Source organism: Actinomadura sp. GTD37, from assembly GCF_041951365.1.
In the GTDB taxonomy this organism is placed as follows: Bacteria; Actinomycetota; Actinomycetes; order Streptosporangiales; family Streptosporangiaceae; genus Spirillospora.
This window is the reverse complement of sequence record NZ_JBGNUS010000007.1, coordinates 250,012-263,751: the sequence shown is the minus strand read 5'-3', so window position 1 is coordinate 263,751 and position 13,740 is coordinate 250,012. Positions and strand designations below refer to the sequence as shown.

Here is a 13,740-nt window from a genome sequence, read left to right as displayed (position 1 = left end):
CCGCCCACGACCACCACGACTGCCCGAGACCACCCACGACTGCCCGAGACCACCCACGACCGGCCGAGACCGGCCGCGAGGTGCGCGGGTGGCCGCTCACCCCTTTTCGTAGGTGATCTCCACGCGCCGGTTCTTGGCGCGGCCTTCGGGGTCGTCCTTGCCGCCCTGCTCGTTGGCGGCGGCGGGCTTGGTCTCGCCGTAGCCCGTGGCCTGGATCCGCGGGTTCGACCCCTTCAGCGCGTCCTGCAGCTCGGCCCTGACCGCCTCGGCGCGCCGTTCGGACAGCGCCAGGTTGTAGCCCGGGACGCCGATCGAGTCGGAATGCCCCGAGACCCGGACGGTGCCCCTGACGTCGCGCAGCCGGGGAGCGAGGGCGGCGATGCGGCGGCGGGCGCCGTCGGTCAGCGTGGCCTTGCCGAAGTCGAACAGGACGTCCGCGGAGATGCGGACGGTGACCCGTGCGCCGCTGCGCTCCTCCTCTTCGAGGGGGAGCACCGACTTGGACAGGTCGATGGGGTGCACGGCGCTGCCGGCGTCGATGGACAGGGTGCTCTTCGCCAGGTTGACGTCCGGAACGCCGGGGTCGGCGCCGGCGACGGCCGGGATGCCGAGCACGATGGCGAGGACGCCCGCGAGGACGACCGGTCGGCGCATGCGGCTCACCGCCCGACCGGGATGTTGCGGAACGTGGGCCACGTCCCGATCTGCACGTCGATGGCCTGCACGTTCTCCGGCGGGGCGGCGAAGGTGAAGAAGAAGGGCGTGGCCTGGTGGTTCGTCATCTTCGTGAAGATGTCGTCCGTCTCCAGCTCCTTGCCGCCGGAGTCCTTCACGACGACGTACCGCTTGAGGTTCACCGGGTCGATGAGCGAGGTGCCGAGGCCGTGTTCGCCGTTGAGGGCGTAGGCGTTGATCCGATCCGTCGTGGGGGCGGGGATGTGCGGGGTGAGCTGGACGCTCAGCGTGGCCAGCCGCCCCTTCGCCCGCAGGCCCATGACGGCGATGTCGATCGTGGCGTCCTTCCCCGCCGGGCTGGCGAACGTGCCCTTCACCACCGGTTTCGCGGCGTTGTCGAAGCCCGCCCGGCCCAGCGAGACGTTGGAGCCGCCCTCGGCGGCCGAGCCGCTCCCGGACGACGAACCCGAGCCGGACTCGTCGGAGCCGAGCATCGAGCAGCCGGTCAGCCCGCCGGCCAGCAGCAGGGTCGCGGCGCTGGCGGCCACCAGGCGAAACGTCGGGCGCATGGTCGATCCTCTCCGGTTTGTCGCATATGCAAACAGCGCGTTCCGTGGCAGCATGGCCTGCGGAGCCGCATCGGCGTGTGCGGACGTTAATCTAGCGTTTGCATTTGCGAATCGTCAAGGAGGGGCGAAGAGGTGAGCGTCGCCGAGGACACGGTCGCCCGGAACCGCGCGCTGCAGACCGAGTGGTACGGCGAGCCGCTCGGCGACCGGGTCCGGCCGCTGCTCGACCGGCTCGGCCTGTCCCAGTCCGGTCTCGCCGGCGTGCTCGGGCTGTCGGCGCCGATGCTGTCGCAGCTGATGTCCGGCCAGCGGGCCAAGATCAGCAACCCGGCGGTCCTGCACCGGCTGATGGCGGTCGAAGACCTCGTCGCCGATCCCGCGTTCGGCGCGCTGCCGGCCGCGGAGGTCAAGGAGCGCCTGGCGGAGATCAGGGGGGAGACGGCCGCCACCACCTCCGGGCTGCGCATGGCCGCGTCCGAACGCGCCCCCGGCGCCGGACGCGCGACCGGCCGTACCGACACGGGACGTTCCCTCCCTCCGGACGGGCGGCCGCCCGAGGCCGAGCCCGCCCGCCTGGTGCAGGCGCTCCTGCGCGAAGTCGCGTCCGCCGCCGAGATCGACGACGCCGCCGCCCTCATCGCCGACCGCTTCCCCGACCTCGCCGAGGTCCTCCGGGTGTACGGCACCGGCCGGACGAGCGAGGCCGAGGCCCACTTCGCCCGCACCGTCCTCGGCCGGGTGCTCGGCGACCGCTCGGTCATTCCGTAGCGCGCTCGTCTCGATTCCCCTCCGCCATAACAACTGGTTATGGACGGAGGCCCGTGCGAGGCGTCCCCTGCCGGGCTAAAGTCTGTGGTCAGGCTCACATGCGGGTCTGGCTGTTATGTATGTCACAGCTCCCGGTAAGTGGCATAGGGTCGCTTCGCTGGAAGCGCACACGAGGCGTCACCGCCCGCATGCGGCACGGCCCCGGCCGCCGGAGCGCGGCCCCCGGCCGGACGCATGGCCGGCGGCTTATGGCGCGAGGGCGCGATGAGCCGGCGGCCGGGCGCGACGGCCGGACGGTGCGCGCGGACCGTGGTACGGGGACACGACGACCCGAGCTCAGGAGAGCGATCGATGAGCACTGTGGAGGCGCCCGCCAAAACGCGCGCCCAGATCAAGGAACGCACCCTCCGGAAGGACAACTGGCGGCTGTATCCGATCACGACCTTCGTGATCTTCACGGCGTGGGTGGTGTACGCGACCGTCCGGGCCTTCTGGGGCTCCGCGTTCTACGTGCCCGAGTACCACTACCTGACGCCGTTCTACTCACCGTGCCTGAACGAGATCTGCAACGACGTGGTCGGGCAGACCGGCCAGCGCGGCAACGCGGCCGAGTTCGGGACGTTCCTCCCGGCGGGCACCCGCGGCTGGATCCCGTTCGCGGCGGTCTCGCTGCCGTTCCTGCTGCTGTTCCGGCTGACCTGCTACTACTACCGCAAGGCGTACTACCGGTCGTTCTGGCTGTCGCCGTCCGCCTGCGCGGTCAAGGAGCCGCACGCCAAGTACACCGGGGAGCGGCGCTTCCCCCTGATCGGCCAGAACCTGCACCGCTACTTCTGGCTGGCCGCCGTCCTCATCTCCCTCGTCAACACCTACGACGCGATCCGCGCCTTCCACGGAAAGGACGGCGGGATCGGCATCGGTCTCGGCACCCTCATCCTCGTGGCGAACGTGGTCCTGCTGTGGCTGTACACGCTGTCGTGCCACTCCTGCCGGCACATCGTCGGCGGACGCCTGAAGAACTTCTCCAAGCACCCGTTCCGGTACCGGATGTGGGGCTGGGTGTCCAAGATCAACGAGCGGCACGGCATGTACGCCCTGATCACCCTGGGCTCGCTGGTGGTGGCCGACGCCTACGTCGCACTCGTCGCCGGCGGCGCCTTCAACGACCCGCGCATCTTCAACTGAGGCCAAGGAATCATGACTGAGATCGAGAGGCACTCGTACGACGTCGTGGTGATCGGCGCCGGCGGCGCCGGTCTGCGCGCGGCGATCGAGGCGCGCCTCCAGGGCAAGAAGACCGCGATCATCTCCAAGTCGCTGTTCGGCAAGGCCCACACGGTGATGGCCGAGGGCGGCGCGGCCGCCGCGATGGGCAACGTCAACGCCAACGACAACTGGATGGTCCACTTCCGCGACACCATGCGCGGCGGCAAGTTCATGAACAGCTGGCGGATGGCGGAGCTGCACGCCAAGGAGGCCCCGGAGCGGATCTGGGAGCTGGAGCTGTGGGGCGCGCTGTTCGACCGCACCAAGGACGGCAAGATCAGCCAGCGCAACTTCGGCGGGCACGAGTACCCGCGGCTGGCGCACGTCGGCGACCGGACGGGCCTGGAGCTGATCCGCACCACCCAGCAGAAGATCGTCGCCCTCCAGCAGGAGGACCACGCCGAGCACGGCGACTACGAGGCCAACCTCAAGGTGTGGGCCGAGACGACGGTCACCCGGCTGCTGAAGGACGCCGACGGCAAGATCTGCGGCGCGTTCGGCTACGTCCGCGAGACCGGCAAGTTCGTGGTGTTCGAGGCCCCGGCGGTGGTGCTGGCGACCGGCGGCATCGGCAAGGCGTTCAAGGTCACGTCCAATTCCTGGGAGTACACCGGGGACGGGCACGCGCTGGCGCTGCTCGCCGGCGGGACGCTGCTGAACATGGAGTTCGTGCAGTTCCACCCGACGGGGATGGTCTGGCCGCCGTCCGTCAAGGGCATCCTCGTGACCGAGTCGGTGCGCGGTGACCGCGGCGTCCTGCGGAACTCCGACGGCAAGCGGTTCATGTTCGACTACATCCCCGAGGTCTTCAAGGACCAGTACGCCACCTCCGAGGAGGAGGGCGACCGCTGGTACGACGACCCCGACAACAACAAGCGGCCCCCCGAGCTGCTGCCCCGCGACGAGGTGGCGCGCGCCATCAACTCCGAGGTCAAGGCGGGGCGGGGATCACCGCACGGCGGCGTGTTCCTCACCGTCGTCGGCCGGATGCCGGGCGGCGCCGCCGAGATCGTCAAGCGGCTGCCGTCGATGTACCACCAGTTCAAGGAGCTGGCGGACGTCGACATCACCAAGGAGGCGATGGAGGTCGGCCCGACCTGCCACTACGTGATGGGCGGCGTGGAGGTCGACCCGGACACCGGCGCGGCGAAGGTCCCCGGCCTGTTCGCGGCGGGCGAGGTGTCCGGCGGCATGCACGGCTCGAACCGGCTCGGCGGCAACTCGCTGTCGGACCTGCTGGTCTTCGGGCGGCGCGCCGGGCTCGGCGCGTCCGAGTACGTGGACGGGCTGGCCGCGCGGCCGGCCGCCCCCGACGCCGAGATCGAGGCGGCGGCGGCCGAGGCCCTCGCCCCGTTCGGGCGCAAGGACGGCGAGAACCCCTACGCCGTGCACGCCGAGCTGCAGCAGACGATGAACACGCTGGTCGGCATCATCCGCAAGGAAGAGGAGCTGGAGCAGGCCATCGAGGCGCTCGGCGAGCTCCGCGAGCGCGTCGCGAACGTCGCCGTCGAGCCGGTCGCGGTGAACGACGGCCGCGGCTACCACCCGGGCTGGCACCTGGCCCTCGACCTGCGCAACATGCTGCTGGTGTCGGAGGCGGTCGCGAAGGCGGCGCTGGAGCGGCAGGAGAGCCGCGGCGGCCACACCCGCGACGACTACCCGGGGATGTCGGCGGACTGGCGCAAGGTCAACCTGGTCTGCTCGCTGGCCGGCGACCCGGCGTCCCCCCACGTCGAGCTGACGCGGCAGTCCCTGTCGCCGATGCGCGAGGACCTGCTCGAACTGTTCGAGAACGACGAGCTGAAGAAGTACCTGACCGCCGAGGAGCTGCCGAAGGGGCTGGCCGAGGAGGTCGAGGCGGAGGAGGCGGAGGACGCGGCCGGGTCGGGCGCGACCGCCGCCGGCGCCGCGGACGACGAGGAGGGCGACCGATGAGCTACGAGGCCAAGTTCAGGGTCTGGCGCGGGGACGACGGTTCCGGCGAGCTCACCGACTACACGGTCGAGGTGAACGAGGGCGAGGTCGTCCTCGACATCATCCACCGGCTGCAGGCCACGGAGGCGCCCGACCTCGCCGTCCGGTGGAACTGCAAGGCGGGCAAGTGCGGCTCGTGCTCGGCGGAGATCAACGGCATGCCGAAGCTGCTCTGCATGACCCGGATGTCGACCTTCGACCCGGACGAGACGGTCACGGTCACCCCGATCCGCACGTTCCCGGTCATCCGCGACCTGGTCACGGACGTGTCGTTCAACTACCAGAAGGCCCGGGAGGTCCCCTCGTTCGACCCGGGCGACGCCAAGCCGGGCGAGCTGCGGATGCAGCAGGTGGACGTGGAGCGGTCGCAGGAGTTCCGCAAGTGCATCGAGTGCTTCCTGTGCCAGAACGTCTGCCACGTCGTCCGCGACCATGAGGAGAACAAGGAGAACTTCGCCGGCCCGCGCTTCCTGATGCGGATCGGGGAGTTGGAGATGCACCCGGCCGACCAGGCCGACCGGCGCAACATCGCGCAGGACGACCACGGCCTCGGGTTCTGCAACATCACCAAGTGCTGCACCGAGGTCTGCCCCGAGCACATCAAGATCACCGACAACGCCCTGATTCCGATGAAGGAGCGGGTCGTCGGCCGCAAGTACGACCCGGTGGTGTGGCTCGGCAGCAAGCTCGGCATCGTGAAGAAGGGCCAGGACACCCCGTCCGCCTGAGGTCCACGCGTCCCGAGGTTCTCGCGAACGTCCCCCGCCGCCCCGCGCGACGGGGGGCGTTCGCGTTTCCCGCCGGTCTCCGCTGCGGGAGCGGCGCTCTGGCGTGCGGCGCTCCCGGAACACGGCGGGCGGCGCGCCCCCGGACCGCCGCCCGCCGTCCCCGCCGTTCCCCGTGGACGCCGTGGACACCGGACGGCCCTCCGAATGCGCACGCCGGGAGCAACTGTGACGCACGCCCGCCCGGCGGAGTAGGGAATAGTGCACACAACGCGATACTGAACCGTGATTGCCTCCCGGGGGCGGCCGGGCCCGGATCCCTTTAGCGTGGTGGGCATGAGCGCCCTCGAACCGGGCTCGTTCCTTGCCGACCTCACCCCGGTGGAACGCCAGGACCTGGAAGCACGTGGCCGCGTCCGCGACTTCGCCCGGGGGGACACGCTCTTCAGCGAGGGGGAGGCGCCCGGCTGGGTCGCGGTCCTGCTGCACGGCCGGGTGAAGGCGTTCTCCTACCACGAGCAGGGCGGCGAGGCGCTGCTGGCGGTGCGCGGCGCGGGCGCGCTGCTCGGCGAGGTCGCCGCGATCGACGGGGAGCCCCGGTCGGCGACGGTCCAGGCGCTGGAGCCGGTGCGGGCGCTCGCGCTCACGGTGGACGAGTTCACGGCGTTCCTCCAGGCGCACGGCCGCGTCTCCATCATCATCATGCGGATGCTGTGCCAGCGCTGGCGCGACGCCGACCGCAAGCGCGTCGAGTTCGGCATGTTCGACGCCACGGGGCGGGTCGCGCAGCGGCTGGTCGAGCTGGCCGAGCGGTTCGGCGTGCCGCACCGGACGGGCGCCGGCGAGGAGAGCGTCCGCATCACGCTGAACCTGTCGCAGGAGGAGCTGGCGGGCTGGGTCGGCGCGTCCCGCGAGGCGGTGAGCAAGGCGCTGCGCACGCTGCGCCGGCACGGCTGGATCGAGACGGGGCGGCGGCGGCTGATCGTGCACGACCTCCAGGCCCTCCGCAGGCACGCCCGCTGACCCGGTGCGCACCGGGCGGAGGGACGGCCCGTACCCTGTGCAGGATGCAGTTGCAGCAGCTCGCCTACTTCGTCGCGGTCGCGGAGGTGCGCCACTTCACGCAGGCCGCGGAGCTCCTGCGGGTGGCGCAGCCGTCGCTGTCCAAGCAGATCCGGGCGCTGGAGAGCGAGCTGAGCGTCTCCCTGTTCCGGCGCGCGCGCGGCAACATCACGCTGACGCCCGCCGGTGAGGCGCTGCTGCCCTTGGCCAAGCGCATTCTGGCCGACGTCGACACCGCGCGCCTGGAGGTGCAGGAGCTGGCGGGCCTGAAGCGCGGGCGCGTCCGGCTCGGCGCCACGCCGTCCCTTTGCGCGGGCCTGCTGGCGGACGTCCTGCGCCGCTTCCACGACATGTACCCGGGGATTCAGCTCATCGTCGAAGAGGGCGGCTCGCGAGACCTCGTCCGGGAGCTGACGCGCGGCTCCCTGGACCTGGCCCTGGTCATCCTGCCCCTCCACGGCGACCCGCCCTTGGACGCGACCTCGATACTGCGCGAACACCTCGTGGTGGCCTCTCCGGCGGGGGCCGACAACCCGGCGCAGCTGCCGCGCCGCTCGTACCTGCGCATCGAGGATCTGCAGAACCGTCCGTTGGTGATGTTCCGTCCCGGATACGACCTGCGCGAGGCGACCATCAGCGCCTGCCGGGCGGCGGGGTTCGAGCCCCGGTTCGCCGTGGAGGGCGGCGAGATGGACGCCGTGCTGCGCTTCGTCGAGGTCGGTCTCGGTATCGCGGTCGTCCCGAGCATGGTCCTGGCCGGACGGCCCGGCCTGCGCGGGACGCCGCTCGTCCTGGCCGACGAGGAGGCGCGCCGCGGACGCCACGGTCCGGGCCTCCTCCGGACGATCGCCCTCGCCCATCGCAAGGACGTCGAACTCACGCACGCCGCACGCGCCTTCCAGGAGACGCTGCAGACGTTCCTCGCAGAGGCCGGCGTGGCAGGGACCCTCCCGGCCGGCGTCGAGAACCTGGTCGACGCCTAGGTTCCCGGCCCCCGCGGCACGTTCACCGCGGTGATCCGTCAGCCGTCCAGTAGATCCTGCAGGAGCCGGGCACGGACGGTGGTGTCGTCGCCCGCGGGCGGATGCCAGGGGCAGGCGATGTCCAGGGCGGCCACACGGCCGGTCGCCATGATGCGGCGCACGGACGCCACCACCGCGTCGGACGAGGGGCCGCCGGCCACCGGGAACTTCAGCCCCGGCAGGTCGTTTTCGTCGATGACGTCGACGTCGATGTGCAGGAGGAGCGGCCCGTCGGGCAGGACCACGTCGTCCACCGGGCAGCGCCGCACCTTGGACGACGCCAGGAACTCGGCCTCCGCCGGGTCGAGGTCGCGGGCGTCCACCAGCACGGCGCGTTCCTCGGGCAGCGGACGCAGGCCGAGGCGGTCGGCGAGCAGGCCGGGGTCGGCGCCGAGGATCTGGCGCAGCGGCATCCCGCTGATGTAGCCCGAGGTCGAACTCGCCGCCGTGTGGATGTCGCCGTGCGCGTCGAACCAGATGATGGACGCGTCCACGCCCGCGCGCTGGAGGCCCGCGAGGACGGCCTCGGCGGTGAGGCAGTCGCCGGAGACCACGGTGGGCCGCGTGCCGCCCGCGACCTGGTCGGCGACCTCGGCCGTGACGATCTCGAAGAGCGCGGCGAGGCGCTGCCACACGTCCCCGTCCGGCAGGTCGCGGGTGATCGGGACGGGGGCGGGGCCGGGCAGGGGGAAGGACGCGTCGGGCATCCGCTCGTCCTGGTGGTACGGGACCAGAGTGATCATGCGTCCAGGTTAGAACGGCCCCGCCCGGTACTCCGGGCGGGGCCGAGACCATGGGCCGAGGGCAGGGCGGGTTACCGCTTCCGGCCGCCGGCGGTCGCCTTCAGGTAGTCGCCGTTGAGGCGGCCGATGACGTCGAGGGGGATCTCCTTCGGGCAGGCCGCGGTGCACTCGCCGGTGTTGGTGCAGCCGCCGAAGCCCTCCTCGTCGTGGGTCTCCAGCATGGACACGACGCGGTCCCAGCGCTCCGGCTGGCCCTGCGGCATCAGGCCCAGCGCGGTGATCTTGGCGCCGAGGAACAGCGCGGCCGAGCCGTTCGGGCAGGCAGCGACGCACGCGCCGCAGCCGATGCACTCGGCGGCCTCGAACGCGCGGTCGGCGTCCGGCTTCGGCACGGGCGTCGAGTGCGCCTCGGGCGCGGTGCCGGTCGGGGCGGTGATGTAGCCGCCCGACTGGATCATCCGGTCGAACGCCGACCGGTCGACGACCAGGTCCTTCACGACCGGGAACGCCTTGGCCCGCCACGGCTCGACGTCGATGACCTCGCCGTCCTCGAACTTCCGCATGTGGAGCTGGCACGTGGTGGTGGCGCGCTCCGGGCCGTGCGGGGTGCCGTTGATGACGAGCGAGCACATGCCGCAGATGCCCTCGCGGCAGTCGTGGTCGAACGCGACCGGCTCCAGGCCGTCCGCGATGAGCTTCTCGTTGAGGACGTCCAGCATCTCCAGGAACGAGGCGTCGGGGGAGATGTCGTCGAGCTTGTACTCGACCATCCTGCCCTTGTCCCGGGGGCCGCTCTGGCGCCAGACGCGCAGTGTGAGCTTCATGATTACGTGTACGACCTCTGTTACTTGTACGACCGCTGCGACGGCTTGACGTTCTCGAAGTCCAGGGCCTCCCTGTGGAGGACGGGCTGCTCGCCCTCCCCGGCCCATTCCCAGGCGGCGACGTAGCCGAAGTTGTCGTCGTCGCGCTTGGCCTCGCCGTCCTCGTCCTGGCTCTCGCCCCGGAAGTGGCCGCCGCACGACTCGGTGCGGTGCAGCGCGTCGACGACCATCAGCTCGGCCAGCTCGAAGAAGTCGGCGACGCGGCCGGCCTTCTCCAGCTGCTGGTTCAGCTCCTCGCCCTTGCCGGTGACCTTGACCCGCGCCCAGAACTCCGCGCGGAGCGCCGGGACGAGTTCGAGGGCCTTGCGCAGCCCCTGCTCGGTGCGCTCCATGCCGCAGTACTCCCACATGATGTGGCCGAGCTCGCGGTGGAAGGAGTCGACGGAGCGGTCCCCGTCGACGGCGAGGAGCCGCTCGATCCGGGACCGCACCCGCTCCTCGGCCTCGCCGACCGCCGCCTCGGAGACCGGGGCGAACGGGTTGCGGGCGAGGTAGTCGCCGATGGTGTTCGGCAGCACGAAGTAGCCGTCCGCGAGGCCCTGCATCAGCGCGGACGCGCCGAGCCGGTTGGCGCCGTGGTCGGAGAAGTTCGCCTCGCCGATCACGAACAGGCCGGGGATGGAGGACTCCAGGTCGTAGTCCACCCAGAGGCCGCCCATCGTGTAGTGGACGGCGGGGTAGATGCGCATCGGCGTGTCGTACGGGTTCTCCCCGGTGATGCGCTCGTACATCTGGAAGAGGTTGCCGTACTTGGCCTCGACCTTGTCCCGGCCGAGCCGCCCGATGGCGTCCGCGAAGTCGAGGTAGACGCCGAGGCCGCCGGGGCCGACGCCGCGTCCCTCGTCGCAGACGTTCTTCGCCGCGCGGGACGCGATGTCGCGCGGGACGAGGTTGCCGAAGGACGGGTAGATGCGCTCCAGGTAGTAGTCGCGCTCGTCCTCGGGGATGTCGGACGGCTTGCGGGTGTCGCCGCCCTGCTTCGGCACCCACACGCGGCCGTCGTTGCGCAGCGACTCCGACATGAGCGTCAGCTTCGACTGGTGGTCGCCGCTGACCGGGATGCACGTCGGGTGGATCTGCGTGTAGCACGGGTTGGCGAACAGGGCGCCGTGCCGGTGCGCGCGCCAGGACGCGGTGACGTTCGAGCCCATCGCGTTCGTGGACAGGAAGTACACGTTGCCGTAGCCGCCGGACGCGAGCACGACCGCGTCCGCCGTGTAGTGCTTGATCTCGCCGCTGATCAGGTCGCGGACGACGACGCCGCGCGCCCGCCCGTCCTCCATGATCAGGTCGAGCATCTCGTGCCGCGGGTACAGCTCGACGTTGCCGGCCTCGACCTGCCGCATCAGCGCCTGGTAGGCGCCGAGGAGCAGCTGCTGCCCCGTCTGCCCGCGGGCGTAGAAGGTGCGGGAGACCTGCGTCCCGCCGAACGAGCGGTTGTCGAGCAGGCCGCCGTACTCGCGGGCGAACGGGACGCCCTGCGCGACGCACTGGTCGATGATGTTCCGGGAGATGTCGGCGAGCCGGTACACGTTCGACTCGCGGGAGCGGAAGTCGCCGCCCTTCACCGTCTCGTAGAAGAGCCGGTACACGCTGTCGCCGTCGTTGCGGTAGTTCTTGGCGGCGTTGATGCCGCCCTGCGCGGCGATCGAGTGGGCGCGGCGCGGCGAGTCCTGGAAGCAGAACTGCTGGACGTGGTAGCCGGCCTCGCCGAGGGTCGCGCCGGCGGAGCCGCCGGCGAGCCCCGTGCCGATGATGATGATCTTCTTCTTGCGCTTGTTGGCCGGGTTGACCTGCTTGGCCTCGAACTTGCGCGTCGTCCAGCGGCCTTCGATGGGGCCCACGGGGGCCTTGCTGTCGGCGATCGGCTCGCCGGACTTGTAGAAGCCGTCGGTCATGGTCAGCTCACCCATCCGAACGTGATGGAGACGGGGACGGCGACGAAGCCGAGCGTGACCAGCACGGCGACGGTCGCGGCGAGGCCCCGCAGGGCGTTGTGGCTGCGCGGGCCGCGCAGCCCGAGGGTCTGGAACGCGCTCCAGATGCCGTGGTTGAGGTGCAGTCCGACGAGCAGGACGGCCACGACGTACCAGACGGTGATGTACCAGCGGGAGGCGTCGAAGTCGGCGACCATCCGCTCGTACGGGGTGGCGTCGCCGCCCTTGGGGTTCACGACGAAGAACGTGAGGTCGAGCAGGTGCCAGACGATGTAGAAGGCGATGATGACGCCGCCGTAGCGCATCGTGCGGACGGCGTAGCCCTGCGCGTGCGACTTCTTCTTCGACTGGTACTTCACGGGGCGCGCGTGGGCGGCGCGCTTGCCGAGCGACACCGCCGACCACATGTGCAGGACGACCGAGACGGCGAGCACGACCTCGAGGAGCGTCAGGACGGTCCGGTGCGGTACCGCGGGCTCACCGATCGTGCGCAGCCAGTGCGCGTAGTGGTTGAACTCCTCCGCGCCGAGAAAGATCTTCAGGTTCCCGAGCATGTGCGTGATCAGGAACAGCACGAGGACGCCGCCGGTGACGGCCATGACGGCCTTCTTGCCGACGGTCGATCGGTAGATCGCAGGTATCGCTATAGCCACGACCTGCACGTTATGTCCGGATCAGAGAATAGTTCCAAGTCATCAGCGCACTGGTGGCGATAGCCGCAGGCTATGAACGCATGCCGACCGGCGGTTGTGGCCGTTCCGTGACGTCCGGTCCGGTGAGTGACTTCACAGGACGGCCGGGAACTCTCCGATCGGGTGATCCAGGCGACATTGACGGAGGTCAGGGACCTGTGGTCAACGTCGCGCGGAGATCGTCCCCTCCTGCCGGGACAGCAGCAGGACGGCGAGGTCATCGGTCAGGGCGTCCCCGTTGAGGCGCTCCACCTGGGTCACCAGGTCGTCGATGAGGGCGCGCCCCGCGGCGCCTCCGCCGCGCGCCACGCGGGCCAGGTCGACGAGCCCGTCGGTGCCGAGCCGCTCGGAGCCCTTGCCGACCCTGCCCTCGATGAGGCCGTCGGTGTAGAGCATCAGGCTCCACGACTCGCCGAGGTCGATCTCGGTCGTCGGCCACTCGCCGCCGGGCAGCAGGCCGAGCGCGGGGCCGTGCGCGTACTCGGGCAGCGCGGCGACCTCGCCGTCCGCGCCGAGGGCGCCGCGGAACAGCAGCGGCGCGGGATGCCCGGCGAGGTGCATCCGCGCGGTCCGCCGGGACGGCGCGATCGTGATCATGCAGAGCGTGGTGAAGATCTCCTCGCTGCGCCGCTCGTGCCCGAGGACGGTGTCGAGGGTGCCGAGGAGCTGCTCGCCGGTGTGCCCGGCGAGCACGAGCGTGCGCCACGCCATCCGGAGCTGGACGCCGAGCGCCGCCTCGTCCGGGCCGTGCCCGCACACGTCCCCGATCATCAGGTGGACGGCGCCGCCCTCGGTCTGCACCGTGTCGTAGAAGTCGCCGCCGAGCAGCGCGCGCCGCCGGCCGGGCCGGTAGCGGGTGTGGTGCCGCAGCGACGGGTCGTCGATCAGCGGGACGGGCAGCAGCCCGCGCTCCAGCCGGGCGTTCTCCCGGCCGAGGATGCGGGCCTCGACGAGCCGCCGCTCGGTCTCCTCCGAGCGCTTGCGCTCGATGGCGTAGCGGATGGCGCGGGCCAGCAGCGGCGCGTCGACCTCCTGCTTGACCAGGTAGTCCTCGGCGCCGGCGGCGACCGCGCGCACGCCGAGGTGCGCGTCGTCCAGGCCGGTCAGGACGACGACGGCGGCGGTGCCGGACATGGCCAGCACCTGCCGCAGCCCGTCCAGCCGGTCGATGCCGGGGGTGGACAGGTCGACGAGGATGCACTGGGTGCGGCGGGTCAGCGAGCGCCGGGCCGCGGCGAGGTCGGACGCGACGGAGATGCCGGCGTCCATGCCGGTCTCGGCCAGCATCGTCTCGACCATGAGGACGTCGGAGGGGTCGGCGTCGATGAGGAGCAGGTCGATCCTGTCCTCTGCCCCCGGCGTGAAGGGGTGCGTCTGATGGCTGATCGTGCTCACAGGGGCTTCCGGAAAGTCGGGCTGACGG

Annotated in this window: 13 protein-coding genes; 6 read left to right on the top strand and 7 right to left on the bottom strand. The window is 71.1% G+C overall.

Annotation, left to right across the window (positions count from 1 at the left end; genetic code table 11):
- Positions 1–96: 96 nt before the first annotated feature.
- Together ACA511_RS31640 and ACA511_RS31635 are read right to left on the bottom strand one after the other, a co-directional pair.
- Positions 97–654: an OmpA family protein gene (locus ACA511_RS31640; RefSeq protein ID WP_375028327.1), complete on the bottom strand. Its 558-nt coding sequence runs from the start codon at positions 652–654 to the stop codon at positions 97–99.
- Between the two features lie 5 nt (positions 655–659).
- Positions 660–1,244 carry a hypothetical protein gene (locus ACA511_RS31635; protein WP_375028326.1) on the bottom strand — a complete coding sequence of 195 codons (585 nt, stop codon included), beginning with the start codon at positions 1,242–1,244 and terminating at the stop codon, positions 660–662.
- Between the two features lie 132 nt (positions 1,245–1,376).
- On the opposite strand from ACA511_RS31635, the gene ACA511_RS31630 reads away from it, so the two are divergent.
- The 6 genes from ACA511_RS31630 to ACA511_RS31605 all read left to right on the top strand — a co-directional run bounded on the left by ACA511_RS31630 (position 1,377) and on the right by ACA511_RS31605 (position 8,022).
- Positions 1,377–2,012 (top strand): DNA-binding protein, encoded by a 636-nt coding sequence (locus ACA511_RS31630; protein ID WP_375028325.1) that lies wholly within the window; start codon positions 1,377–1,379, stop codon positions 2,010–2,012.
- 351 nt (positions 2,013–2,363) lie between these two features.
- The gene (locus tag ACA511_RS31625) at positions 2,364–3,197 is read left to right on the top strand and encodes a hypothetical protein (protein WP_375028324.1); all 834 of its coding nucleotides are present in this window, start codon (positions 2,364–2,366) and stop codon (positions 3,195–3,197) included.
- Between the two features lie 12 nt (positions 3,198–3,209).
- Positions 3,210–5,213: a fumarate reductase/succinate dehydrogenase flavoprotein subunit gene (locus ACA511_RS31620; protein ID WP_375028323.1), complete on the top strand. Its 2,004-nt coding sequence runs from the start codon at positions 3,210–3,212 to the stop codon at positions 5,211–5,213.
- A complete protein-coding gene (locus ACA511_RS31615; RefSeq protein WP_375028322.1) occupies positions 5,210–5,980 on the top strand; it encodes a succinate dehydrogenase/fumarate reductase iron-sulfur subunit in 771 nt (256 codons plus the stop codon). Before ACA511_RS31620 ends, ACA511_RS31615 begins: the two co-directional genes overlap by 4 nt.
- 333 nt (positions 5,981–6,313) lie before the next feature.
- Positions 6,314–7,000, top strand: a complete 687-nt coding sequence (locus tag ACA511_RS31610) for a Crp/Fnr family transcriptional regulator (protein ID WP_375028321.1) — start codon at positions 6,314–6,316, stop codon at positions 6,998–7,000.
- Between the two features lie 44 nt (positions 7,001–7,044).
- Positions 7,045–8,022, top strand: a complete 978-nt coding sequence (locus ACA511_RS31605) for a LysR family transcriptional regulator (protein WP_375028320.1) — start codon at positions 7,045–7,047, stop codon at positions 8,020–8,022.
- A gap of 38 nt (positions 8,023–8,060) precedes the next feature.
- Here ACA511_RS31605 and ACA511_RS31600 read toward each other — a convergent pair whose 3' ends face one another.
- From ACA511_RS31600 to ACA511_RS31580, 5 genes are all read right to left on the bottom strand, one after another.
- Entirely contained in the window at positions 8,061–8,804 is a 744-nt protein-coding gene (locus ACA511_RS31600; RefSeq protein WP_375028319.1) for an arginase family protein, read from the bottom strand.
- Between the two features lie 71 nt (positions 8,805–8,875).
- A complete protein-coding gene (locus ACA511_RS31595) occupies positions 8,876–9,628 on the bottom strand; it encodes a succinate dehydrogenase/fumarate reductase iron-sulfur subunit (RefSeq protein ID WP_375028318.1) in 753 nt (250 codons plus the stop codon).
- 20 nt (positions 9,629–9,648) lie between these two features.
- Complete coding sequence (locus tag ACA511_RS31590) at positions 9,649–11,586, bottom strand: fumarate reductase/succinate dehydrogenase flavoprotein subunit (protein ID WP_375028420.1); 1,938 nt, start codon at positions 11,584–11,586, stop codon at positions 9,649–9,651.
- A gap of 2 nt (positions 11,587–11,588) precedes the next feature.
- Complete coding sequence (locus tag ACA511_RS31585; RefSeq protein ID WP_375028317.1) at positions 11,589–12,278, bottom strand: succinate dehydrogenase cytochrome b subunit; 690 nt, start codon at positions 12,276–12,278, stop codon at positions 11,589–11,591.
- A 201-nt stretch (positions 12,279–12,479) separates the two neighbouring features.
- A complete protein-coding gene (locus ACA511_RS31580; protein ID WP_375028316.1) occupies positions 12,480–13,712 on the bottom strand; it encodes a PP2C family protein-serine/threonine phosphatase in 1,233 nt (410 codons plus the stop codon).
- Between the last annotated feature and the right edge of the window lie 28 nt (positions 13,713–13,740).